The following is a 23157-nucleotide window of genomic DNA, read 5'->3' as shown; positions in this document are numbered from 1 at the left end:
GCGGACCGGGCCGAGTCGCCGCCGCGGGCCGGGAACCCGGCACTACGATCGGGCCGTTGACGGATCGGGAACCGGAACATCTTGGAGGACCACGTGGGTGTCAGCCTCAGCAAGGGCGGCAATGTCTCGCTCACCAAGGAGGCGCCCGGCCTGACCGCCGTGATCGTCGGCCTCGGTTGGGACGTCCGCACCACCACCGGCACGGACTTCGACCTGGACGCGAGCGCGCTGCTCTGCACCGAGCAGGGCAAGGTCCGTTCGGACGCCGACTTCATCTTCTTCAACAACCTGAAGAGCGCCGACGGCTCGGTCGAGCACACCGGCGACAACCTCACCGGTGAGGGCGAGGGCGACGACGAGCAGATCAAGGTCGACCTGGCCAACGTCCCGGCGGACATCGCCAAGATCGTGTTCCCGGTGTCGATCTACGACGCGGAGAACCGGCAGCAGAGCTTCGGCCAGGTCCGCAACGCCTTCATCCGGGTGCTGAACCAGGCCGGCGGCGCCGAGATCGCCCGCTACGACCTGTCCGAGGACGCCTCCACCGAGACCGCGATGGTCTTCGGCGAGCTGTACCGCAACGGCGCCGAGTGGAAGTTCCGCGCCATCGGCCAGGGCTACGCCTCCGGCCTGCGCGGCATCGCGCAGGACTTCGGCGTCAACGTCTGACCGCCGCTCGATCGGCGCCACGGGCCGGGTCCCTCCACGGACCCGGCCCTTGCTGCGTCTACTCCGGCGGCAGGGCCATCACCCGGTCGCCCTGGACGGCGATCAGCAGCTCGCCGTTGCCCGCCAGGTGCCAGGGCAGATCGGCGGAGGCGCCGGTCTGGAAGGTCCAGCGGATCTTGTGGTCGACCACGTCGACGGCGTAGATGCCGCGGTCGGCGGTGGGAACGAACAGGGTGTCCTTCACCAGCACGGGGTTGTCGTCCATCACCACTTCGCTGGGCAGCTCCACGTGCCACAGCTCGGCGCCGTCGGCCGCGTTGAAGGCCACCACCCGGGTCGGGGCGGTCGGCGTGTAGGTGGTGCCCTGCACGGTGAGGGTCATCCCGCCGAGCACCGAGTACACCACGTGGTTCCCGGCCGCCGGCGGCGAGTACCACATGTGGGTGGAGCGGTCCGAGGTCTTCGCCCAGACCTGCTTGCCGTCGGCGACCCGGACGCCCTGCAGGCCGTTGGGCTCGGCCGAGCAGTACACCAGGCCGTCCTGCAGCACCGGCTGGTAGGAGGCGCGGGAGTTGGTGGTGGCGAACCAGGACTGGGTGCCGTCGGCCAGCGACCGGGCGACCAGGTTCTCCTTGCTGTCGGTGTAGAGCAGCGTGTCCGGGGTCAGGTCGGAGCTCACCATGTAGTCGGCGGTCTGGTTGCGGTGCTGGTTCCACAGCATCGAACCGTCCTTGCGGGACAGCGCCATGATGCCCTTGCCGGTCTTCGCGTCCGTCTCCGGCAGACCGGAGCCGTCCAGCTGCAGGTACGAGCACATCGCGTACACCGCGCGGTCGTCGGCGGCCAGCACGGTGTCCGAGGCGATCTGCACGCCGTTCGGCTTCGCCGGCTCCGAGCGGTACTTCCACAGCACCGCGCCGGAGGTCGCGTCCACCGTGATCAGGTCGGACACGGTGCCGTAGGAGATCGAACCGCCCGCCTGCGCCAGGTGGTAGGCCATCGCGTCCTTGGTGATCCACTTCTCGCTGCCGTCCCTCAGGTCGACCGCGATCAGGTCGGCGCTGCCCAGGTGCAGCAGGCCGGGGGAGAACACCATGCCCAGCGAGCCGACGTTGCTGGAGGACATCCGGTACGTCCACAGCGGGGCCGGGGGCACGCCCGGGGCGCGGGTGGGGCGCGGGGTGGTGGGGGTCGGGCTGCCGGAGGGCGGGGCCGGGTCCGGGCCCGGCTTCGGGTCCGGCGCGGAACTGCCCTGCAGCGCCCAGGCGGTGAGGCCGCCCGCACCGACCAGCAGGGCCGCGCCGCCGCCCAGCAGCAGGCTGCGGCGGGACGGACGGGCCGGGCCGACCTGCTCGGTGGGCCCGGTGGCCCCGGCCGGTACCGGGGCCGACGGTGTGTCAGGGGTGCGCAGCCGGACGGTGCCGGGGTCCCCGGGTGCGGCGTCCACGGCTCCGTTCGGGGGCGAGACCTCGGTGGGGGTGCGGACGGCGGGGGCGGTGCGCGGGTCGGGGGTGCGGACCGGGGCCTCCAGGTCCATCACGGCGGCCGCGCGGGTGGCGATGTCCGAGGCGAGCGCGGCGGGCAGCCAGCCGGAGCGGGCCGGGGCCACCGACTCGCCGAGCAGCGCGCCCAGTTCGGCCGGCGCGGGCCGCTCCGCCGGGTCCTTGGCCAGGCACGCCGCCACCGCGGGCCGCAGCTGCTCGGGCAGGCCGGTCAGGTCCGGCTCGTCGTGCACCACCCGGTACAGCAGCGAGGCCGCGGACGGCGCGCCGCCGTCCTCGACGTGGTCGAAGGGGCCGCGGCCGGTGGCGGCGAAGACCAGCACCGAGCCGAGCGAGAACACGTCGCCGGCCGGGCCGATCCGGCGCCCGGCGGCCTGCTCGGGGCACATGAAGCCGGGGGAGCCCACCACCACGCCGGTGGAGGTCATCCGGTCGCCGTCCAGCGCCCGGGCGATGCCGAAGTCGATCACCCGCGGTCCGTCGGCGGCCAGCAGCACGTTGGACGGCTTCAGGTCGCGGTGCACCAGCCCGGCCCCGTGGATCGCCGCCAACGCCTGGGCCAGGCCCACGCCGAGGGTGCGCACGGTCTCCACCGGCAGCGGGCCGTGCGCGGCGACCGCGTCGCTGAGCGCCGGGCCGAGCACGTACGCGGTGGCCAGCCAGGGCGACTCGCCGGCCCGGTCGGCGTCCACCACCGGGGCGGTGAACGCGCCGCCGACGGCCTGCGCGGCGGACACCTCGCGGCGGAACCGCTCCCGGAAGTCGGCGTCGCCGGCCAGGTCGGCGCGCACGACCTTCACCGCCACCGTCCGGCCGCCCGCCGACCGGGCCAGGTAGACCCGGCCCATCCCGCCGACGCCCAGGCGGGCCAGCAGCCGGTACGGGCCGACCGTCTCCGGGTCGGTGCGGTCGAGCGGTTCGAACGACATTGCCTGGTACCCCCGTTGACTCTCCGTGCGGCGCCGATGGGTGCTCCGGCGACAGGGCCGCAGCGTACCGGGCGGGTGGGAGCCGGTTGCCGCCGGAGGGGCCGGGGCGGGCACTTGATAGATTCGCCCGTGATCCGTACCCCGGCCGGGGAGCGTGCACGGGGCGGCCCAGGGCCTTCGGGGCGTCAACCGGGCCGGGCGGAGCGCGGAGTTCAGGAAGTTCAGTCGGGTGTGCAGCACTGCGCGGCCGCTCGGGGGCGTAGATCTCTTGGGGTGCGTCCGCCGGACGCGCCCCGCCGGACCGGCCCTCCCGGGCGGTCCGACGGCAAGTCCACCGATGCACACCCCGGGAGCCCCGGAGACGGGAGCTGGGAGGAAAGTCCGATGTCCGTCACCCTCGCCAAGGGCGGAAACGTCTCGCTGACCAAGGCCGCCCCGAACCTGACGCAGGTTCAGATCGGCCTCGGCTGGGACGCCCGGTCCACCACCGGCGCGCCCTTCGACCTGGACGCCAGCGCACTGCTGTGCTCCAGCGGTCGGGTCCTCGGCGACGAGTACTTCGTGTTCTACAACAACCTGCGCAGCCCCGAGGGCTCGGTCGAGCACCAGGGCGACAACCTCACCGGTGACGGTGACGGTGACGACGAGGTGGTGCAGGTCCACCTCGACCTCGTGCCGGTGCAGATCGACAAGGTCGTCTTCGCCGTCTCCATCTACGACGCCGACGCCCGGCTGCAGAGCTTCGGGCAGGTCTCCAACGCCTACATCCGGGTGGTCAACCTGGCCGACGGCAGCGAGATCGCGCGCTACGACCTGTCCGAGGACGCGTCCGGCGAGACCGCGATGATCTTCGGCGAGCTGTACCGCTACCAGGGCGAGTGGAAGTTCCGCGCGGTGGGCCAGGGTTACGCCTCCGGCCTGCGCGGGATCGCGCTCGACTTCGGCGTCAACGTTCAGTAACAGCCAGTCCGGAATGGGTCAATTCCGGTAGCCAGAAAGGTAACCGACCCCGTGTTCCTCCGTACGTTCGGATGGTCCTTCGCCATCACGATCGCCGGCCTGATCGCCGCCGGCCTGATCTGGGGGGCCGAAGGATTCGGCGTCGTCCTGATCCTCTCGATCCTCGAGATCTCCCTGTCCTTCGACAACGCCGTCGTCAACGCCACCGTCCTGAAGCGGATGAACGCCTTCTGGCAGAAGCTGTTCCTCACGGTCGGCGTGCTGATCGCGGTGTTCGGCATGCGGCTGGTCTTCCCGCTGCTGGTCGTCGGCCTCACCGCGCACCTCAGCCCCGGGACCGTCATCGAGCTGGCCCTCGACTCCAGCAAGACGCACGACGGCCTCACCTACGCCCAGTACCTGGAGGACGCCAACCCGGCCATCGCGGCCTTCGGCGGCATCTTCCTGCTGATGATCTTCCTCGACTTCATCTTCGAGGAGAAGGACTTCAACTGGCTGCGCTGGCTGGAGAAGCCGCTGGAGAAGATCGGCAAGCTGGACGCGCTCTCCTCGGTCATCGCGCTGGTCGTGCTCGCCCTGTCCTCGCGCTTCTTCGCCGGTGACCGCGCCGAGACGGTGCTGCTGGCCGGTGTCTGCGGCCTCGCCACCTACCTCGCCGTGAACGGCCTCTCCGAGGTCTTCGAGTCCGGCCTGGAGCACCAGCAGGAGGAAGAGGAGGCGGCCGAGCGCAGCGGGAAGTCGATCGTCCAGGTCGGCGGCAAGGCCGCGTTCTTCCTCTTCATCTACCTGGAGGTCCTCGACGCGTCGTTCTCCTTCGACGGCGTGGTCGGCGCGTTCGCGATCTCCCAGGACATCTTCCAGATCACCCTGGGCCTCGGCATCGGCGCGATGTACATCCGTTCGCTGACCGTCTTCCTGGTCCGCAAGGGCACCCTGGACGACTACGTGTACCTGGAGCACGGCGCGCACTACGCGATCGGCGCGCTGGCGCTGATCCTGCTCGCCTCGATCAAGTTCCACATCCCGGAGATCGTCACCGGCCTGATCGGCGTCGCCTTCATCGGTGCGGCCCTCGCCTCGTCGATGGTCCGCAACAAGCGCGAACAGGCGCTCGAAGGTGCGTCGGCGGAAAGCTGACGCACCGCAACGCGAAAGCCGCGCCCACCGGGGAACCTCCCTCGGTGGGCGCGGCTTTCGCGTTGCGGTGGAGCTAGCCGAGCTGCTGCTCGATGGCGCGGAGCTTGCGCTCCAGCGAGTCCAGCTTCGGCATCGACAGGGTGTCCTCGTCCGTCGTCAGGTCGACGCTGGAGGAGTACGAGGACGAGTACGGGCTGCTGCTGGTGCTGCTGGTGGATTCGACGGCGGCCCGGGGACGGCGGCCGGCGTTGAGGGCGGCGGGCTCCAGGGCGGAGGCGCTGACCCGGTCGAGGGTGGTTTCCTCGGGGGCTAGAGCAGGCTCCGTTGCGGAGGACGAGGTGTCGCCCGCCGCGGCCAGCGCGGGAACCTGGCGGGCGTGCCGGGCACGGGCCAGGACGCCGCCCTGGCGGGCGATCGCCTTCAGCTCGGCCCGCTCGCGGCGGTCGGCGCTGCGGGCGCGCAGCTTGGCGTCCATCTTCGCCTGGCGCTCCTCGCGCACCTCCTCGACGGCCTCGTCCAGGCTGCGCACGTTCTCCAGCAGCATCAGCGACCAGGCCGCGTAGGTCTCGCGGGGGCGCGCAGCCAGCGGACCACGCGGATCTGCGGCAGCGGGCGGGGGACCAGGCCCTGCTCGCGCAGCGCGGCACGGCGGGTCTGCTTCAGGGCGCGGTCGAACAGCACGGCCGCCGAGATCGACATGCCGGCGAAGAACTGCGGGGCGCCGTCGTGCGCGCCGCCGCGCGGGGCGTGCACCCAGTTGAACCAGGCCGAGGCGACGGCGAACAGCCAGACCAGCATGCGCGAGCCGAGCGCCGCGTCGCCGTGGCTGGCCTCGCGGACCGCGAGGACCGAGCAGAACATGGCCGCGCCGTCGAGGCCGAACGGGACCAGGTACTCCCAGCCGCCGGACAGGTTCAGGTTCTGCTGGCCGAAGCCGACCAGGCCGTGGAACGACAGCGCGGCCGCCACGCCGGCGCAGCAGAACAGCAGGACGTACGAGGCGCCGCCGTAGATGGCTTCCTTGCGGCGGCGGCGCTCCTCGCTGCGCTCCCAGGAGTCGCCGGACTCTTCGACCTTGTTGTTCTTGAAGCGCAGGAAGGCCACCAGGATGGCGGTGAACAGCAGGGCCGCGCCGATTACCACGGCCCAGACCAACTGTATGGAGGAGAGGTTCATCGCGGGGAGGGCCTCGGCTTTCCGCAAGGGCAGGGGGGAGGAGAGGTGACGCACGGTACACCTGTGCGGAGAGACGATATCGCGTCCGGAGGGCAGGCATCGTACGGGAGTGACGATCCCTCTGCCAGCAGGGCCCGCCGAGGGGTTGACGTTGACTCAGCACCCTCCGGATGGGTATTGGAGAGGACGAGAAGGTACCGGTGCTGGGGGAGGACACGATGGTCTCGGTGTGGGAGTTCCTGAAAGGGGACCGCGACAACTTCGACACCGGAGGGCAGTTCAAGGTCACGCTGACCAAATCGCAGCCGCAGCACGCCATCACCGGCTCCGCGGCCACCACCGGCTACCTGTACATCAACCTGCACTGGTCGACCCGGAACGCGGAGCGCCCGGGTGCGGGCGGGGCGCTGCGGCGGTTCTTCGACCCGCGGATCCTGCGCCCGCTGGAGCCGGCCACCGCCGGGTCGGCGCCGCTCGGCGTGGACCTCGACCTGGCGTGCATGTACGAACTGACCGACGGCACCCGGGGCGTGGTGCAGCCGCTGGGCCGGCTGTTCGGCGACCTGACCAAGCCGCCGTACATCAAGCTCTCCGGTGACGACGTGTCGGGCGCGCCGTCCGGCGAGACGATGCACATCAACCTGGAGAAGAAGGACAAGTTCAAGCGGCTGCTGATCTTCGTCTACATCTACGACGACACGCCCGCCTTCGACCGCACCCACGCGGTGGTGACCATCGTCCCGCAGAGCGGGCCGCGGATCGAGATCAAGCTGGACGAGCGTGCCCCCGCCGCCCGTTCGTGTGCGGTGGTGCTGATCGAGAACGACGGCGACGGCAAGCTGACGATCCGTCGCGAGGTCCGCTACGTGCACGGCTTCCAGTCCGACCTGGACCGGCTGTACGGCTTCGGCATGCAGTGGGAGCGCGGGTACAAGACCCCCTCCCAGCCCGGGAGTTAGCCCCGGGCCGGGCGCGGCTCAGCGGGGCTGGAACTGCGGCCCCTGCGGCGGCATCGCGAACGGCCGGCCCGCCTGCTGCGGCGGCTGGGGTTGCTGCTGCTGCGGCTGCTGCTGCGGGTAGCCGTAGCCCGCCTGCTGGGGCTGCTGCGGGTACCCGTACCCGGCGGCGGCCGGCTGGGGGTAGCCGTAGCCGCCGGCCTGCGGCTGCGGCTGGGCCGGGGGCTGGGGGTAGCCGTACCCGTGCTGCGGTTGCTGCGGCGGTTGTTGCGGGTAGCCGTAGCCGCCGGGGGCGGGGACGGGCGGCTGCGCGCCGGTGGGCGGCGCGTGGTGCACGGTCGGCGGCAGCGCGGGCGGCGGCGGGGCGGCGGGCGCCTGCGGCTCGGGGGCCGGTTCCGGCGGGGCCTGCTCCGCGGCCCGGGCCGCGGCGGGCATCGCCGGGGCGAGCGTCCAGTCGTCCTCGTCGACGGGGAGCGGTGCGGGCTGCGGCCGGTCGGCGTCGGCGGCCTGCTGCGGCAGGCGCGGGTCGGCGCCCGGGGAGCGGCCGGCCGCGGCGTCGTCCTCGACGGTGATGCCGAAGTCGGTGGCCAGCGCGACCAGTCCGTCCAGGTAGCCCTGACCGACGGCGCGGAACTTCCAGCCGCCGGCCCGGCGGTACAGCTCGGCGGCGACCAGCGCGGTCACCTGCTCGTGCTCGTCGATCGCGAACTCGGCCAGCGCGGGCGTCCCTTCGGGCGCGCCGGCGTCGAACAGCAGCACCCGCAGGTTCGGCACCGCGGGGAACGCGCCGCCCTCCGCGGACCCGGCCAGCACCACCTTGTCGACCTCGGCGGGGAGCTTCGCCAGGTCGATCTCCAGGGAGTCCCAGACCTCGCCGTCCGCGGCCTGCTTGGGCAGGTGCCGGACCAGGCCGGACGGGTGCCGCGGCTGGTTGTAGAACACGAAGTCGGTGTCCGTGCGGACCTTGCCGTGGCCGGCCAGCAGCAGGGCGGAGGCGTCCACGTCCGGGATGCCCGGGGTGTCCGCCCAGCGCAGGACGGCACGGACGGCGGCGGCCGTCAGCGGGATATTGGCGCCCTTCGCCATCACGTGCGTCATAGCGCACCATCCTGCCGCCTGCCCGGGGCCCGGGACAACGCGGGGCGCGGCATCGGCGTGCCCCGGCGCCGGCCCCGGATGACGGCCTCGACAATCTTGCGAGAATTCGATGTTTCGAACTCTTTCGCCGAGGTCGTCCGGCCGTACGATAAGCGGCCAACGGCCCCGGTGCTCCCCATCCCGCGACGGCGTCGGCGCTGCGGCGAACTTTCCGGCCGCGCCGACCGTCCCATGGTGAAGAGGCGTCAGCCGTTCCCGCCCCCAAGCGGGGCCCACCAGACCACAGCGGGAGAGCATTTTGCGCCACTTCGGGCATCTCGCGGACGACGTCCGCAGCCGGCTCTTTCTCGAGCAGCCCGCCGCCTTCGACCGGGACGCCGAGGCCGCCGTCCTCGCCACCGCGCTCGGCGCCACGCTCTACAGCCCCGCCACCCGGACCACGCTGGCCCGCGACGTCCGCCGGCAGGCGGCCCGCGGCGTGGTCTCCATGGTGCTGTGCCTGGAGGACGCGATCGCCGACCACGAGGTGGACGGCGCCGAGCAGAACCTGGTCGCCCAGCTCACCGAACTGGCCGAGCAGGACGCCGACGCGGAGCTGCCGCTGCTGTTCGTCCGGGTCCGCACCGCCGAGCAGATCACCGACCTGACCGCGCGGCTGGGCGGCGCGCTGCGGCTGCTCAGCGGCTTCGTGGTGCCCAAGTTCACCGAGGACAGCGGCCTGCCGTTCCTGGAGGCGCTCACCGGCGCCGAGGAGCGCAGCGGGCAGCGGCTGTTCGTCATGCCGGTGCTGGAGTCGCCGGAACTCGCCCACCTGGAGAGCCGCCGCGAGCAGCTGTACGGCATCGCCCGGCTGCTCGACAAGCACCGCGAGCGGGTGCTCGCCGTCCGCCTGGGCGTCACCGACCTGTGCTCCGCGTACGGGCTGCGCCGCTCGCCCGACCTGACCGCCTACGACGTCGCGCTGGTGGCCGGCGTGATCGGCGACGTGGTCAACGTGCTCGGCCGGGCCGACGGCAGCGGGCACACCATCACCGGGCCGGTCTGGGAGTACTTCCCGCTGCAGGAGCGGATGTTCAAGCCGCAGCTGCGCCGCACCCCGTTCACCGAGGCCACCCCGCCCGCCGACCGGGTCCGGCAGCGGCTGATCGAGCACGACCTGGACGGGCTGATCCGGGAGATCGAGCTCGACCGGGCCAACGGGCTGCTCGGCAAGACCTGCATCCACCCCAGCCACGTCGCGGCCGTGCACGCGCTGTCCGTGGTCACCCACGAGGAACTGTGCGACGCCCGCGACATCCTGCACCAGCACCGGGGCGGCGGCGGGGTCAGCCGCTCCGCGTACACCAACAAGATGAACGAGGCCAAGCCGCACCGGGCCTGGGCCGAGCGGGTGCTGCTGCGCGCCGAGGTGTTCGGCGTCGCCAAGGCCGAGGTGTCGTTCGCCGAACTGCTCTCCGCCTGCGTCGGCTGACGGTGCGTCAGCCGAACGATTGACGGCGCCGTCGGCCGGACGGCTCCGGTGTTCTGGCTGATCGGCGCGGGTCCACTGGCCGGTCGGCCGATCCGCGTGCCCCGCCGCGCCCCGTAGTCTCGAACCCGGACCGCACGCCCGTGCGCCCCGCCGCGCACCACCAGCACCACCCGTCACAGTGACAGGAGCTCCGATGACCGTCGACACGTGGACCGGCCAGTGGGTCACCGACCGGCTCGGCCTGCGCCTCACCGGCGGTCCCGAGCTCAGCTCGCTGATCGGGCTCGCACTGCGCCGCAACCCCAAGCGCGCCCACCTGCTGGTCTCCCGGGTGCTGGGCAAGCACGTCCCGCAGCGGCCCGCCGTCGTCCACGGCGCCGGCCTCGACCTGGGCCGCCGGGTCGCCGAGCTGCTCGGCCCGGCGGACGCCGCCCGCGCCGTGGTGCTCGGCTACGCGGAGACCGCGACCGCGCTCGGGCACAGCGTCGCCGACGGCCTCGACGCGCCCTACCTGCACTCCACCCGGCGGCCCGTCCCCGGCGTCGCCCCGATCGGCGGCTTCGAGGAGGAGCACTCGCACGCCACCAGCCACCTGCTGCTCCCGGAGGACGCCGAGCTGCTGGCCGGCGACGGCCCGCTGGTCCTGGTCGACGACGAGTTCTCCACCGGCCGCACCGTCCTCAACACCATCCGGACCCTGCACGCCGCGCACCCCCGCGAGCGGTACGTGGTGGTCGCCCTGGTCGACCTGCGCACCCCCGCCGACCGGGAGCGGCTGCACGCCGCCGCCGCCGAACTCGGCGCCCGCCTCGACCTGGTGGCCACCGCCAGCGGCGGCGTCGAACTGCCCGAAGGCGTCCTGGAGCTGGCCCGGGAGCTGATCGACGCCGCCCCCGAGGAGCCCGGCCCCGCCGGACCGCAGGGCGAACTGACGCGCGCTCACCTGCCCTGGCCCGCCGAACTGCCCGACGGCGGCCGGCACGGCTTCACCCCCGCCCACCGCCGCCGGCTCGACCAGGCCCTCCCCGCCCTGGGCGCCGCCCTCGCCGCGGCCGTCGGCCCCCGCCCCGGGCGGGTGCTGGTGCTCGGCTTCGAGGAGCTCATGTACGCCCCGCTCCGGCTGGCCGACGCCCTCCAGCAGCAGCTCCCCGACACCGAGGTCCGGTTCTCCACCACCACCCGCTCCCCGGTGCTCGCCCTCGACCACCCCGGCTACGCCATCCGCACCCGGCTGGCGTTCACCGCCCACGACAACCCCACCGGGGCGGACTCCACCGACCGCTACGCCTACAACGTCGCCCCGGGCGCCGACCCCGCCCGCCGCTTCGACACCGTCGTCCTGGTCGTCGACGACCCCGCCGACACCCCCGCCCTGCACCACGGCCCCGGGGCCCTGCTGCCCCTGCTGCGCACCGCCACCGACCACGTGGTGCTCGCCGTTCTCCCGTCGTACCGCCCCGCGCCACCCGCCTGACGCCCCACCGACGATCCGCTGACCGAGCATCACCCCAGTCCTCCTGCTTGAAGGCACCGCATGACCGCGCACACCGCCCCTTCCCCGCCCGCCGCCCGCCCGCTGCACGGACCGGCCTTCTCCAGCTACCCGGCCGCGGACGTCACCTGGCTGCTCAAGGACCTCTCCGACGTCCACCTCGAAGCACCCACCGAGGAGCGCGAGGAGGCCGTCCAGTCCGGCGGCGCCCACTACGCCGAGTCGCTGCCGGTCGAGTACCAGCCCAGCGCCGAGTACCAGCAGCTGTTCCACACCGCGCTGGAGGCCTCCACCACCCGGCTCGCCACCGCCGTCGGCACCGTCGCCGAGACGCTGCTGCGCGAGCGCGGCCCGCGCCTGGTGCTCGCCTCGCTCGCCCGGGCCGGCACGCCCGTCGGCATCCTGATCCGCCGCTGGCTCGCCCACGCCCACGGGCTCGACGTCCCGCACTACACCGTCTCCATCGTCCGCGGCCGCGGCATCGACACCGTCGCCCTGCGCCACCTCGCCGCCCACCACCGCCCCGCCGACGTGGTCTTCGTCGACGGCTGGACGGGCAAGGGCGCGATCACCAGGGAGCTCGCCGAGGCGCTGGCCGGCACCGGGTTCGACCCCGAACTCGCCGTCCTCGCCGACCCCGGCAGCTGCGTGCGCACCTACGGCACCCGGGACGACTTCCTGATCCCGTCCGCCTGCCTCAACTCCACCGTCTCCGGCCTGATCTCCCGCACCGTGCTGCGCGCCGACCTGATCGGGCCGGACGAGTTCCACGGCGCCAAGTTCTACCGGGACCTGGCCGACGGCGACGTCTCCCGCCGGTTCGTCGACACCGTCGCCGCGGCGTTCCCCGCCGTCGGTCCCGCGGTCGCCGCCGAGACCGCCCGGCTCGCCGCCACCGACCGCGCCCCCACCTGGGAGGGCTGGGCCGCCGTCGAGCGGATCAGCGCCGAGTACGGCATCGACAGCGTCAACCTGGTCAAGCCCGGCGTCGGCGAGACCACCCGGGTGCTGCTGCGCCGCGTCCCCTGGCGCATCCTGGCCCGCCGCGGAGCCGGCGCGGACCTCGACCACGTCCGCCTGCTCGCCGCCCAGCGCGGCGTCCCCGTCGAGGAGATCGACGACCTCCCCTACACCTGCGTCGGGCTCATCCACCCGCGGTACACCCGCGGCGCCACCGGCGCGGACGGCACCGCCGTCCAGACCTGACCCCGACCCCGACCGAAGGAGACCCCGCCCGTGCCGCAGTTCCTGGTCGCCAGCGACCTCGACCGCACCCTCGTCTACTCCAACCGCGCGCTCGCCCTGGACGTGCCCGACCGGCTCGCCCCACGGCTGCTCTCGGTGGAGGTGCACGACGGCAAGGCGCTCTCCTTCATGACCGAGAAGGCCGCCGAACTGCTCGCCGAACTCGCCGCGCGGATCCCGGTCGTCCCCATCACCACCCGCACCCGCACCCAGTACGAGCGGATCAACCTGCCCGGCCCGACGCCCGGTTGGATCCCGCCGTACGCGGTCTGCGCCAACGGCGGCCACCTGCTGGTCGACGGCGTCCCCGACGAGGACTGGCAGCGCGAGATCCGCGCCCGGCTGGCCGCCGCCAGCGCCCCCCTCCCGGAGGTCGTCGAACACCTGGCGATCGTCGCCGACCCCGAGTGGACGCACAAGCGCCGCACCGCCGACGACCTGTTCGCCTACCTGGTCGTCGAGCGCGCCGAACTCCCCGCGGGCTGGATCGACGACCTCACCGCCTGGTGCGCGGCCCGCGGCTGGACGATCTCCCTCCAGGGCCGCAAGGTCTACGCCGTCCCCGCCCCGCTCTCCAAGAGCGCCGCGCTCGCCGAGGTCCGCGCACGCACCGGTGCGCAGACCGTCCTGACCGCCGGCGACTCCCTGCTCGACGCCGAACTCCTGCTGGCCGCCGACCACGCCTGGCGCCCCGGCCACGGCGAACTCGCCGAGACCGGCTGGACGGCCGAGGGGGTCACCGTGCTCACCGAGATCGGCGTCGCCGCGGGCGAGGAGATCATCCGTCAGATGCTGGCGCGGGTCCGGGCCGGCGCGGCCGTCCCGGCAGCCGGCTAGTCGAGGCAGTGAAAGGGCCCCGGGAGTTCCCGGGGCCCTGACAGGCCGTCAGCCGCAGCAGCCTCCGCCGCAGCAGCCGCCACCGCCACCCCCGCTCGGGGCGGGCGCGGCCGCCGAACCGCCGGCGCCCGTGACGGCGACGGTGGAGAGCAGCTTCACGGTGTCGGGATGGCCCTGCGGGCAGGTCGCCGGATCGTTGGCCCGGGCCATCGGACGGCTCAGTTCGAAGGTCGCACCGCAGGAGCGGCAGCGGAAGTCGTAGCGAGGCATACCGAGCAGGGTACCCAGCGGCGGCTCAGTGGCCGCGAATCATCGCGACCACCTCGGCCGCGGTCTCCCGCACCGCGGCCAGCTCGGTCAGGAAGGCCCAGTAGTCGGGGTGCCGGCCCGCCTCCTCCAGCGAGGCGACCGCGCGGTCCAGCCGGGCCACCGCGGCGTCCAGCGGCGCCGCGTGGCGCGGGTCCGGGGACTGCCGGCCGGTCATCGCGAGGCGCTGCGCGTCACGCAGCGCGAACCGGGCCCGCTCGATCTCCCGGTGCGGGTCGTGCTGCACCTCGTTGAGCTGCCGCAGCCGCTCGTTGACGGCCGTCACCGAGCCCTCCGCGGTGTCCAGCAGCGCCCGCACCGTGCCGATCGCGGTGGTGGCGTCCGCCCAGCGCTGCTCGTCCCGGGCCCGCACCGCCTCGGCCAGCCGGGCCCGGGCGTTGCGCACGGCGTCCGCGGTCTGCGTCGGCACGTGCTGCAGGTCCTGCCAGCAGGCCAGCGAGAACCGCCGCCGCAGCTCGCTGAGCGCCGGGTCGACCGTCCCGGCCCGGTTCTCCAGCGCGTCGATCCTGGTCCGCAGGGTGCCCACCCGGCGGTCGATCTCGCCGGCCCGCTCCGGCAGGTGCGCGGCCTCCGCGCGGACCGCCTCCGCACGCCGGGCCACGTCCTCGGCCCGCTGCAGCGTCGCGGGCACGCCGTGCTGCGACACGCCCTGGTTCAGCCTGGTCAGCTCCGGCGCCAGCTCCGCCAGCCGGGCGGCCAGGTCGTCCGCCTTCAACCCGGCGCCGCGGGCCTGCTCCAGCGCCGTGGTCGCCGCCAGCAGCGCCTGCTTGGCCCGCTCCACCGCCGGGGTGACCCGGATCAGCTGGGCCTCGGCATGGTCGACCAGCGGCTGCAGCCTGCCGACGAAGGCGCCCAGCTCGGTGCGCTTGGCGTCCAGTTCGCGCTTCGCCTGCTCCAACTGCTGCCGGGCCCGCGACACCGCCGCCGGGTCGACCTCGGTCGCCTCCAGGTCGACGGCGTCCAGCGCGCCCAGGTACGCGACGGTGACCTGGTCGATCCGGGCGGTCAGCTCGGCGAACTCCTGCTCGACCCGGCGGGAGGTGGCCGGCTCGCCCGCCGACTTCACCGTCTCCACCGCGAGCAGCGCGTCCCGCTGCGCCGAGTCCAGCTCGTAGAACGACTCCTGGGCCGCCTCCCGGGCCGCCCTGGCGTCCGCCCGCGCGCCGTCCCGGCGGCCGCCGCCCCACCAGCCGCCCCGACCCCCGCCACCGCCGCCGGCCACCCTCACCACGCGCTCCCTGCTCCGTTCCGTCCCGCCGCTTCCCCGCCATTCTTGCCGATCACCCGCCCACCCCGGCACCCCCCGCGGCACCCCGCCCACAACCCCGCCCCGAGGGGGCGGCGAAGCACCCCCCGGACCAGGTAGTCTGTCCACTCGTCGTGCGACCGCTCTGCCGGTCCACAACGGCGAGGGCGCATAGCTCAGCGGTAGAGCGCCGCCCTTACAAGGCGGATGTCGGCGGTTCGAAACCGTCTGCGCCCACCTCGCGCAAGCGCGGTTCGCAGGTCAAAGGCCCAGGTCGGAGCGGATTCCGGCCCGGGCCGTTTGCGTTTTCCGGGGGCCTGATCGGCGGGGGCCCGGGCCGGGATTGCGGCGGGCGGGGGCGGGCCGGTTGCATGGGGGTATGGGAGACGCGGGGGCCGGGCGGCCGGTGGTGTACGTGTTCGGGGCGGCGGCGGGGGTGGTGCTGGGGATCGGCGAGGCGGTGCGGGCGGGGCTGGCGCGGGGGTGGGACGTGGCGGTGGGGCTGACGCAGGCGGCCCGGGGGTGGTTGGAGGCGCAGGTGCCGCGGTTGGAGGAGCTGACGGGGCACCCGGTGAAGACGGCGTACCGGTGGCCGGGGCAGCCGGACGTGCTGCCGCCGGCGGATGCGGTGCTGTTCGCCCCCGCGACGTTCAACTCGGTCAACAGCCTGGCGCTCGGGCTGACCGGCTCCTGGGTGGTCGGCTACGCGGCGGAGGCCGCCGGCAAGGGGTTCCGGTGGTGGTGATGCCGTGCGTGAACACCGCGCTCGCCGCCCATCCGCAGTTCGACCGCAGCGTGGCGACGCTGCGGGAGGCGGGCATGCGGGTGCTGCTGGGGGAGGGCGGGTTCGTGCCGGGCGGGCCGGGCGAGGCGCGGCCGTTCCCGTGGGACCTCGCACTGGACGCGGTCGCCCGGGCCCTGGAGGCGAGGCCCCGGACGGGCCGGCGCTGACGGAGGCTCAGGTCCGCGAGGTCGTCGGGCGAGTCGGCGGTGAGGTCGGCGTCCGGTGCGGGGGTGGTGAGGCCGGTCGGGCCGCGGCGCAGGTGGGCTGCGCGGAGGCGGCGGCAGCACCGGCCGTCGTCCGGCAGGGTGCCGACCCCGTCGGACACCTCCGCGTCGAGGTTCACCGTTCCAGGCCGGTGGCCGGTCGGCGCGCTTGGTTGACGGTCCGTCGGGCGGGGCGGGAGGGTGGCCGGATGGATGCGCGGCAGTGGCAGCGGCGGTGCCGCGGCGAGTGGGCGGAGCTGGTGCAGGCGTGGGGGCCGGAGCGCGACCACGGGTGGGTGGGGCCGTCGCTGCACCGACTGCTGGAACTGGCGGTGGCGGAGCCGACGTTGATGCGGCTCTGGCCGTACACCTCGATGAACGTGCTGGGCCTGTCGGCGACCGGCGACTTCCGGGACTACGGGCAGGAGCCGTTCCCCGCGGTGACCTGCTGGGAGGGCGGCTACCGGGTGCTGGCTGCTCCCGGTGCGCGCGGGGAGCCGGTGCTGGAGACCACGGACCCGGCGGAGGCCCTGGCGTGCCTGGTGGGGATGCTCGACTGATGCCGATCGAGGCGGAGTTGAAGGCCCGGGTGCGGGATGTCCGTGCGGTGGTGGCGGAGTTGGAGGCGTGGTCGGGACGCGAGGGCCGGGTGGAGGTGTACCGGGACGTGTACTTCGACCGGCCGGACGGGGAGTTGGCGGCGCGCGGGGCCGAGCTGCGGGTGCGGACGGTGTCCGGCGGGGCGGGCGAGCGGACGGTGCTGACGTACAAGGGCCGGGCGGTGGATGCCGGTTCGGGGTCGAAGCCGGAGACCGAGACGGCGGTGGCGGACCCGGTGGCGGTGCGGGCGGTGCTGCGGGGGAGCGGGCTGGTGGAGACGGTCGCGTTCGAGAAGCACTGCCGCAACTGGGAGTTGACCGTCGAAGGACGTCGGCTGCTGGCGACCGTGGCGGAGGTCCCGGAGCTGGCCGGGGTGTTCCTGGAGGTGGAGACCCCGGCCGCCGACGAGGCCGAACTGCCGGCGGCGCTGGGCGCGGTCCGCGCCGCGCTGCACCGGCTGGGCGTCGCGGAGCGGGACCTCAGCACGGAGCTGTACACGGACGCGGTCGCCCGAGCGCGGCAAGAGAGCTGACGGAGCGTCAGAGCAGCTTGCGCGGGGCGACGGCGGGGCGGGGGTCCTCGTCGCGGCGGTGCGGGTGGAGCAGCTCGCCCGCGCTGCGCAGCTTGGCGGCGGCGCGGGTGGGGAGGACCACGGTGTAGAGGTGGCCCTGGCCGCCGGGGCCTTCCACCAGCCAGGAGGTCCAGGGGAGTTGGAGGGTTGCGGCAGGGCTGAAGGCGACCGGGAGGCGGCCCGCGAGCGGGAGTTCGTGCAGGCCGAGGCGGCACCAGCTGGACAGCGTGAGGGTGCGCCGGGCCGGGTCGAAGCCGACCGGGATGCAGTCGCCGACCCGCCGGCGGCCGACCGAGTCGAGGAAACGCAGGTTGCTCCGGACGCTGAGGTGCTTCTCGGTGAACTCCTCGACGGCGGTGCGCAGTTCGGTGGCGTACCGGGCGGGGGTGGTGCCGGGCCGCCAGGGCAGCCGGATCTCGCCGAGCAGGTTGCCGAGGGCTCCGTCGGGCAGGCCGAGGACGCGGCGGAGGTTGACCGGCATGGTGAGGGTCTGCTCCTCGTCCTGGGCGCCGTCGATCTCGCGCAGCACGTGCAGCAGGTGGGCGCAGAGCGCGTCGTTGGCGGAGAGGCGGCGGCCGGCCTCGGCGCTGTACCCGGCGCGCAGGCGTTCGGTCTCGCCGGGGGCGAACCAGATCTGCACGGTCCGGTTGGCGAGGGTGGCGGCGGCGAACGCCCGGCGCAGTTCCGCGGTCTCGGCGGGGTCGGGCAGCCGGAGCGCGGGGGTGCCGCAGTCCTCGGCGGGGAGGTGGGCGTCGAGGTGCAGATCGCGGTCGGGGGCGCGGTCGACCTCGGGCAGCGGGGTTCCCTCGGTGCAGGCGGACCAGGTGCGCAGCAGGGTGGCGAAGGTCTGCATGTCGCCGACGGCGTGGTGCCAGGAGATGCCGAGCGCGCAACCGCCGTCGGTGAGGCGGTTGAGCCGGACGGTGAGCAGCGGCAGGTCTCCGCGGCGGGCCTCGGCGGCACGGACGTGGTCGACCAGGCCGCCGGCGGGCAGCGCCATCCGGTCGAAGGCCTCGGTGAGGGTGTAGGGGGCGTCGGCGACGGTGAAGGGGATGCCGGAGTCGTCGGTGTCGATCCAGAGGTCGCCGTCCTCGGTGGTGCGCAGGCGGCCGGCGAATTCGGGAAGCCGGTCGAGGGCGCGGGCGAGGCCGTCGGCGAGGGTGTCGGGGTCGAGCGCGCGGTCGTGGAAGAAGACCACGGAGACCGGGAGGTCGGCGAGCAGCAGGTCGCCGACCGAGCAGCGGACCGGCCCGGGGCCGGGGCGGCCGGCCCGGACGGTGCGGACACCGCCGTCGGTGTCGGTGGCGGACGTCAGCGTGCCGGTCATACCGGTCCCCTCCCTGGATCGACGGGGGAACGATAGGGGCGGGCGGGCACGGGAAACCAGAGGTGTCCGAACGGCCGGTTCCGTTTCGAGGGCATATGTGGCGTTTCTCATACTGATGCCCGAAAAGGTGGAAACCGGGGGTGGTGCGGTTTTCGTCCCCTGCCGGACGACGGCCGCCGATGGTGAAACGAAGGCGACATTCGGCATTAGATCATGTAATCAATGGATTTGTAGCCTACCAGGCCGATGAAACGCAGGCTGTTGCGCGGCTTCCGCCTCGGCTCGCTGCGGAAACAGTGGCGGCTACGGTTCCGGCATGGTTCAGCTCCAAACCCGGCCGGGTCCGGACGCCCCCGGCGGCGTCCGTTCCAAGGGCCTCAACAGCGACTCGGTGGGTCTGCTCGGCAACGCGGTGATCGGCGTCTCCACCGTCGCCCCGGTGTACTGCCTGACCACCACCCTGGGCACGACGGTGGCCGCCGTCGGTCTGCAGATGCCGGCGCTCTTCCTGGCCGGGTTCCTGCCGATGATGCTGGTGGCGTTCGCCTACCGGGAGCTGAACAAGGCGATCCCCGACAGCGGCACCTCGTTCACCTGGACGGTGAAGGCGTTCGGCCCGAAGGTCGGCTGGATGTGCGGCTGGGGCCTGGTGATCGCCACCATCATCGTGCTGTCCAACCTGGCGGGTGTGGCCACCGAGTACCTGTACCTGCTGCTCGGCGAGATCACCCGCAGCGACTCGGTCGCCGCACTGGGCGACGACAAGCTGATCCACGTGGTCACCTGCCTGGTGCTGATCGCGATCGCCACCATGATCAGCTACCGCGGCATGACCGCCACCAAGGGCGTCCAGTACGCCCTGGTGGGGCTGCAGTTGGCGGTGCTCGGCCTGTTCGGGGTGATGGCGATCGCCAAGGCCTCGGGCCACGGCGCCGCCGGTTCGCTGCACTTCTCCTGGAGCTGGCTGAACCCGTTCCAGGCCAGTTCCTTCACCGCCTTCGTGGCCGGCCTTTCGCTCTCGCTGTTCATGTACTGGGGCTGGGACGCCTGCCTGAGCGCCAACGAGGAGACCGGCGGCAGCGAGAAGACCCCGGGCCGGGCCGCGATGCTCGCCATGGCGGTGCTGGTCGGCTCCTACCTGTTCACCGCCGTCGCGGTGCAGATGTACGCGGGCGTCGGCACCGCCGGCACCGGTCTCGGCAACCCCGGGACCTCCTCCAACGTGCTGGCCGTGCTGGCCGGTCCGGTGATGGGCCCGGTGCTCGGCGTGCTGCTGTTCGTCGCGGTGCTGGCCTCCGCCTCCGCCAGCCTGCAGACCACCTTCATCCCGGTCAGCCGCACCGTGCTGGCGATGAGCGTCTACGAGGCGCTGCCGGCCTCCTTCACCGAGGTGAACGCCCGCTACCGGACCCCCGGCCGGGCGATCGTCACCGCCGGCGTCGGCACCGGCGCGTTCTACACCGTGATGACGCTGGTCAGTTCGCACGTCCTGGCCGACACCATCGCCGCGCTGACGCTGATGATCTGCTTCTACTACTCGCTGACCGCGTTCGCCTGCGCCTGGTACTTCCGCCGCGACCTGCGCCGCTCCGTCCGCGACGCGCTGCTCAAGTGCGTGTTCCCGCTGCTCGGCGGGCTCACCCTGGCCGCGATCTTCGCCAAGTCGCTGGTCGACATGGTCGATCCGGCGTACGGCAGCGGCAGTTCGGTGTTCGGAGTCGGCTCGGTGTTCGTGGTCGGCGCCGGACTGCTGGCCCTCGGCCTGGTGGTGATGGCCGTGATGATGCGCCGCAGCCCGGCGTTCTTCCGCGGCGAGGTGCTCACCCGCGACACCCCCGCCCTGGTCGTCCCCGACTGATCCGGCGGCGTCAGTACGCGACGGTGAAGCGCTCGCCGACGTGCTTGGGCTGCTCGATCTCGTCCAGCAGCGCCACCGCGTAGTCCTCGGTGGAGATCCGGCTCTCGCCGTCCGCGCCGATCAGCAGCTCGTCCAGGGCGGTGCGGTAGACCGCGGTGCGCTCGCCGGGGGCGATGGTGCCGGCCGGGGACAGGTTGGTCCAGGACAGGTCGGTGACGGTGCGCAGGAAGTCCAGCGCGTCGCCGTGCGCGTGCATGATCTGCAGCAGGAACTCCGGCAGGCCCTCGGCGTCCCACACCTGCTTGCCGTCGGGGGTGCGCAGCGAGCCCGCGCCGCCCACCGTGACCAGCCGGGGGGCCTCCGCACCCAGCGTGCGCAGCCCCGCCACCAGCGCCTCGAAGGACGGCTCGATCAGCGCCTGGTGGCCCGGCCCGTCGCCGCCGCCGACGGCGCTGACCACCACGTCCGCGCCCTTCGCGTGCTCGGACACCGAGGCCGGGTCCAGCACGTCGCCGACCGCCACGGTCAGCGCCGGGTGAACGACCGTCAGCTTCGCGGGGTCGCGGACCACCGCGGTGACGGTGTGGCCGCGGCGCAGCGCCTCGGCCAGGACGCGGGAGCCGATGGCGCCGGTGGCGCCGTACAGGGTGATGGTGCTCATCGTGGGTGTGTCTCCTTCTGGTCGGTCCGCCGGTTGGCGTTTTCCGTCGACAGCCCGACCGTACGGCGGGACGTGGCCGGTCGACGAGGTGCCGCGGCGACAGCTGATGGTGAAAAACCGACACGTCGCCCGCCGCCGGGGTCGAGGCCCACCCTCTCCGCTGCAACGTTTTGTTGAAACCTACCTTGACGGCCGTCGGCGCCCCGTCTTAGCTTGCTTTCGCATTCCAAAACTATTCTTCCGCATCGTGGAAGAGCGACGGCAGGAGTAGCCGATGCCCCGCATGACAGCAGCCCGCGCGGCCGTGGAGATCCTCAAGCTCGAAGGCGTCGACGTGGCGTTCGGCGTGCCCGGCGCGGCGATCAACCCCTTCTACGCGGCGCTCAAGGCCTCCGGCGGCATCCGGCACACCCTGGCCCGGCACGTCGAGGGCGCCTCGCACATGGCCGAGGGCTACACCCGCGCGAAGGCCGGCAACATCGGTGTCTGCATCGGCACGTCGGGCCCGGCCGGCACCGACATGATCACCGGCCTGTACTCGGCGATCGCGGACTCGATCCCGATCCTGTGCATCACCGGCCAGGCCCCCGTCGCCCGCCTGCACAAGGAGGACTTCCAGGCCGTCGACATCGCCTCGATCGCCAAGCCCGTCACCAAGGCCGCCACCACCGTGCTGGAGGCCGCGCAGGTCCCCGGCGTCTTCCAGCAGGCCTTCCACCTGATGCGCTCCGGCCGGCCCGGCCCGGTGCTGATCGACCTGCCGATCGACGTCCAGCTGACCGAGATCGAGTTCGACCCCGAGGCGTACCAGCCGCTGCCGGTCTACAAGCCGGTCGCCAACCGGATCCAGATCGAGAAGGCGATCGCGCTGCTCCAGGAGTCCGAGCGCCCGCTGATCGTGGCCGGCGGCGGCGTCATCAACGCCGACGCGCCCGAACTGCTGCTGGAGTTCGCCGAGTTGACCGGCGTCCCGGTGGTCCCGACGCTGATGGGCTGGGGTATCGTCCCGGACGACCACGAGCTGAACGCGGGCATGGTCGGCCTGCAGACCTCGCACCGGTACGGCAACGAGAACTTCCTCGCCTCCGACTTCGTGCTCGGCATCGGCAACCGCTGGGCCAACCGCCACACCGGCGGCCTGGACGTCTACACCGAGGGCCGGAAGTTCGTCCACATCGACGTCGAGCCCACCCAGATCGGCAAGATCTTCGCGCCCGAGCTGGGCATCGCCTCCGACGCCAGGGCCGCGCTGCAGCTGCTGCTGGAGGTCGCCCGCGAGCTCAAGGCCGCCGGGCGGCTGAAGGACCGTCGGGAGTGGGCCGCCGCCACCCAGGAGCGCCGCGCCGCGCTGCAGCGCAAGACCCACTTCGACAACGTGCCGCTCAAGCCGCAGCGCGTCTACGAGGAGATGAACAAGGCCTTCGGTCCGGAGACCCGGTACGTCACCACCATCGGCCTCTCGCAGATCGCCGGCGCGCAGATGCTGCACGTCTACCGGCCCCGCCACTGGATCAACTGCGGCCAGGCCGGCCCGCTCGGCTGGACCATCCCCGCCGCGCTCGGCGTCGCCACCGCCGACCCCGAGGGCCAGGTGGTCGCCCTGTCCGGCGACTACGACTTCCAGTTCATGATCGAGGAGCTGGCGGTCGGCGCGCAGCACCGCATCCCCTACGTCCACGTGCTGGTCAACAACTCGTACCTGGGCCTGATCCGGCAGGCGCAGCGCAACTTCGACATCGACTTCCAGGTGAAGCTGGAGTTCGAGAACATCAACGCCCCCGAGCTCGGCGTCTACGGCGTCGACCACGTCCGGGTCGCCGAGGGCCTCGGCTGCAAGGCGATCCGGGTCACCCGGCCCGAGGACCTGTTGCCCGCCTTCGAGCAGGCCAAGAAGCTGGCCGCGGAGTTCCGGGTGCCGGTCGTGGTCGAGGCGATCCTGGAGCGGGTCACCAACATCTCGATGGGCGCCGCCGACATCGACAAGGTCATGGAGTGGGAGGAGCTCGCCACCGAACCGGGCGACGCCCCGACCGCGATCCGCACCCTGAAGGTCTGACGGCGGGTCGGACGGTACGCACGCGGGCCCCGGGGCGAGTCCCCCGGGGCCC

18 protein-coding genes, 1 tRNA gene and 2 pseudogenes are annotated in these 23157 nt (G+C 73.1%); 14 read left to right on the top strand and 7 right to left on the bottom strand.

The window, feature by feature from the left end:
* The first annotated feature begins 93 nt into the window (after nucleotides 1-93).
* Nucleotides 94-669 (top strand): TerD family protein, encoded by a 576-nt coding sequence (locus tag BX266_RS11135; protein WP_099907693.1) that lies wholly within the window; start codon nucleotides 94-96, stop codon nucleotides 667-669.
* A gap of 58 nt (nucleotides 670-727) precedes the next feature.
* Here BX266_RS11135 and BX266_RS38500 read toward each other — a convergent pair whose 3' ends face one another.
* Nucleotides 728-3100 (bottom strand): protein kinase domain-containing protein, encoded by a 2373-nt coding sequence (locus tag BX266_RS38500; RefSeq protein ID WP_180290451.1) that lies wholly within the window; start codon nucleotides 3098-3100, stop codon nucleotides 728-730.
* A 384-nt stretch (nucleotides 3101-3484) separates the two neighbouring features.
* Here BX266_RS38500 and BX266_RS11125 point away from each other — a divergent pair, with 384 nt between their 5' ends.
* Together BX266_RS11125 and BX266_RS11120 are read left to right on the top strand one after the other, a co-directional pair.
* Nucleotides 3485-4060, top strand: a complete 576-nt coding sequence (locus BX266_RS11125) for a TerD family protein (protein ID WP_099898955.1) — start codon at nucleotides 3485-3487, stop codon at nucleotides 4058-4060.
* Between the two features lie 51 nt (nucleotides 4061-4111).
* Nucleotides 4112-5197: a DUF475 domain-containing protein gene (locus BX266_RS11120; RefSeq protein WP_099898954.1), complete on the top strand. Its 1086-nt coding sequence runs from the start codon at nucleotides 4112-4114 to the stop codon at nucleotides 5195-5197.
* A 73-nt stretch (nucleotides 5198-5270) separates the two neighbouring features.
* Here the strand turns inward: BX266_RS11120 and BX266_RS11115 are convergent.
* Nucleotides 5271-6373: pseudogene (locus BX266_RS11115) on the bottom strand (DUF2637 domain-containing protein).
* A 218-nt stretch (nucleotides 6374-6591) separates the two neighbouring features.
* On the opposite strand from BX266_RS11115, the gene BX266_RS11110 reads away from it, so the two are divergent.
* Nucleotides 6592-7332 carry a Tellurium resistance gene (locus BX266_RS11110; RefSeq protein ID WP_099907691.1) on the top strand — a complete coding sequence of 247 codons (741 nt, stop codon included), beginning with the start codon at nucleotides 6592-6594 and terminating at the stop codon, nucleotides 7330-7332.
* 18 nt (nucleotides 7333-7350) lie between these two features.
* On the opposite strand, the gene BX266_RS11105 is transcribed toward BX266_RS11110, so the two are convergent.
* Nucleotides 7351-8427: a TerD family protein gene (locus tag BX266_RS11105; protein WP_099898950.1), complete on the bottom strand. Its 1077-nt coding sequence runs from the start codon at nucleotides 8425-8427 to the stop codon at nucleotides 7351-7353.
* Nucleotides 8428-8725: 298 nt separating this feature from the next.
* On the opposite strand from BX266_RS11105, the gene BX266_RS11100 reads away from it, so the two are divergent.
* The 3 genes and pseudogenes from BX266_RS11100 to BX266_RS11090 all read left to right on the top strand — a co-directional run bounded on the left by BX266_RS11100 (nucleotide 8726) and on the right by BX266_RS11090 (nucleotide 13472).
* Nucleotides 8726-9898 carry an HpcH/HpaI aldolase/citrate lyase family protein gene (locus tag BX266_RS11100; RefSeq protein WP_099898948.1) on the top strand — a complete coding sequence of 391 codons (1173 nt, stop codon included), beginning with the start codon at nucleotides 8726-8728 and terminating at the stop codon, nucleotides 9896-9898.
* Between the two features lie 193 nt (nucleotides 9899-10091).
* Nucleotides 10092-12596, top strand: a pseudogene (locus BX266_RS11095) (phosphoribosyltransferase).
* Nucleotides 12597-12626: 30 nt separating this feature from the next.
* Complete coding sequence (locus BX266_RS11090) at nucleotides 12627-13472, top strand: HAD family hydrolase (RefSeq protein WP_099898946.1); 846 nt, start codon at nucleotides 12627-12629, stop codon at nucleotides 13470-13472.
* Nucleotides 13473-13520: 48 nt separating this feature from the next.
* Here the strand turns inward: BX266_RS11090 and BX266_RS11085 are convergent, their stop codons facing one another.
* A complete protein-coding gene (locus BX266_RS11085) occupies nucleotides 13521-13742 on the bottom strand; it encodes a zinc ribbon domain-containing protein (RefSeq protein WP_099898945.1) in 222 nt (73 codons plus the stop codon).
* A 25-nt stretch (nucleotides 13743-13767) separates the two neighbouring features.
* The gene (locus BX266_RS11080; protein WP_099907689.1) at nucleotides 13768-15021 is read right to left on the bottom strand and encodes a hypothetical protein; all 1254 of its coding nucleotides are present in this window, start codon (nucleotides 15019-15021) and stop codon (nucleotides 13768-13770) included.
* A gap of 189 nt (nucleotides 15022-15210) precedes the next feature.
* Between BX266_RS11080 and BX266_RS11075 the strand changes: the two genes are divergently transcribed.
* The 5 genes from BX266_RS11075 to BX266_RS11065 all read left to right on the top strand — a co-directional run bounded on the left by BX266_RS11075 (nucleotide 15211) and on the right by BX266_RS11065 (nucleotide 17164).
* Nucleotides 15211-15282, top strand: a tRNA-Val gene (locus tag BX266_RS11075).
* 142 nt (nucleotides 15283-15424) lie between these two features.
* Nucleotides 15425-15790 (top strand): flavoprotein, encoded by a 366-nt coding sequence (locus BX266_RS41165; protein ID WP_399169428.1) that lies wholly within the window; start codon nucleotides 15425-15427, stop codon nucleotides 15788-15790.
* Nucleotides 15781-15996, top strand: a complete 216-nt coding sequence (locus BX266_RS41160) for a hypothetical protein (RefSeq protein ID WP_399169426.1) — start codon at nucleotides 15781-15783, stop codon at nucleotides 15994-15996. The genes BX266_RS41165 and BX266_RS41160 overlap by 10 nt, the downstream gene beginning before the upstream one ends.
* A 245-nt stretch (nucleotides 15997-16241) precedes the next feature.
* Nucleotides 16242-16592, top strand: a complete 351-nt coding sequence (locus BX266_RS38050) for a DUF6193 family natural product biosynthesis protein (protein ID WP_099898941.1) — start codon at nucleotides 16242-16244, stop codon at nucleotides 16590-16592.
* Complete coding sequence (locus BX266_RS11065) at nucleotides 16592-17164, top strand: class IV adenylate cyclase (RefSeq protein ID WP_099898939.1); 573 nt, start codon at nucleotides 16592-16594, stop codon at nucleotides 17162-17164. Before BX266_RS38050 ends, BX266_RS11065 begins: the two co-directional genes overlap by 1 nt.
* 7 nt (nucleotides 17165-17171) lie before the next feature.
* Here the strand turns inward: BX266_RS11065 and BX266_RS11060 are convergent, their stop codons facing one another.
* The gene (locus BX266_RS11060) at nucleotides 17172-18530 is read right to left on the bottom strand and encodes an acyltransferase (protein WP_180290450.1); all 1359 of its coding nucleotides are present in this window, start codon (nucleotides 18528-18530) and stop codon (nucleotides 17172-17174) included.
* Nucleotides 18531-18846: 316 nt separating this feature from the next.
* Here BX266_RS11060 and BX266_RS11055 point away from each other — a divergent pair, with 316 nt between their 5' ends.
* Complete coding sequence (locus tag BX266_RS11055; RefSeq protein ID WP_099898935.1) at nucleotides 18847-20388, top strand: APC family permease; 1542 nt, start codon at nucleotides 18847-18849, stop codon at nucleotides 20386-20388.
* A 10-nt stretch (nucleotides 20389-20398) separates the two neighbouring features.
* Here the strand turns inward: BX266_RS11055 and BX266_RS11050 are convergent, their stop codons facing one another.
* Nucleotides 20399-21049, bottom strand: coding sequence for an NAD(P)-dependent oxidoreductase (locus tag BX266_RS11050; RefSeq protein WP_099898933.1), 651 nt, complete (start codon nucleotides 21047-21049; stop codon nucleotides 20399-20401).
* A gap of 274 nt (nucleotides 21050-21323) precedes the next feature.
* Here BX266_RS11050 and gcl point away from each other — a divergent pair, with 274 nt between their 5' ends.
* On the top strand, nucleotides 21324-23105 hold the full coding sequence (gene gcl / locus BX266_RS11045) for a glyoxylate carboligase (protein WP_099898931.1): 1782 nt from the start codon (nucleotides 21324-21326) through the stop codon (nucleotides 23103-23105).
* The last annotated feature ends 52 nt before the right edge of the window (nucleotides 23106-23157 follow it).

This window comes from Streptomyces sp. TLI_171 (assembly GCF_003610255.1).
In the GTDB taxonomy this organism is placed as follows: domain Bacteria; phylum Actinomycetota; class Actinomycetes; order Streptomycetales; family Streptomycetaceae; genus Kitasatospora.
This window is presented reverse-complemented; position numbering and strand designations above follow the sequence as displayed.

Bases quoted from the DNA above. Each gene is read 5' to 3' on its own strand.
- BX266_RS38500 (WP_180290451.1), bottom strand. From the start codon at position 3,100: ATGTCGTTCGAACCGCTCGACCGCACCGACCCGGAGACGGTCGGCCCG.
- BX266_RS11125 (WP_099898955.1), top strand. From the start codon at position 3,485: ATGTCCGTCACCCTCGCCAAGGGCGGAAACGTCTCGCTGACCAAGGCC.
- BX266_RS11110 (WP_099907691.1), top strand. From the start codon at position 6,592: ATGGTCTCGGTGTGGGAGTTCCTGAAAGGGGACCGCGACAACTTCGAC.
- BX266_RS11105 (WP_099898950.1), bottom strand. From the start codon at position 8,427: ATGACGCACGTGATGGCGAAGGGCGCCAATATCCCGCTGACGGCCGCC.
- BX266_RS11085 (WP_099898945.1), bottom strand. From the start codon at position 13,742: ATGCCTCGCTACGACTTCCGCTGCCGCTCCTGCGGTGCGACCTTCGAA.
- BX266_RS41165 (WP_399169428.1), top strand. From the start codon at position 15,425: ATGGGAGACGCGGGGGCCGGGCGGCCGGTGGTGTACGTGTTCGGGGCG.
- BX266_RS38050 (WP_099898941.1), top strand. From the start codon at position 16,242: ATGGATGCGCGGCAGTGGCAGCGGCGGTGCCGCGGCGAGTGGGCGGAG.
- BX266_RS11065 (WP_099898939.1), top strand. From the start codon at position 16,592: ATGCCGATCGAGGCGGAGTTGAAGGCCCGGGTGCGGGATGTCCGTGCG.
- BX266_RS11060 (WP_180290450.1), bottom strand. From the start codon at position 18,530: ATGACCGGCACGCTGACGTCCGCCACCGACACCGACGGCGGTGTCCGC.
- BX266_RS11055 (WP_099898935.1), top strand. From the start codon at position 18,847: ATGGTTCAGCTCCAAACCCGGCCGGGTCCGGACGCCCCCGGCGGCGTC.
- BX266_RS11050 (WP_099898933.1), bottom strand. From the start codon at position 21,049: ATGAGCACCATCACCCTGTACGGCGCCACCGGCGCCATCGGCTCCCGC.
- gcl (WP_099898931.1), top strand. From the start codon at position 21,324: ATGCCCCGCATGACAGCAGCCCGCGCGGCCGTGGAGATCCTCAAGCTC.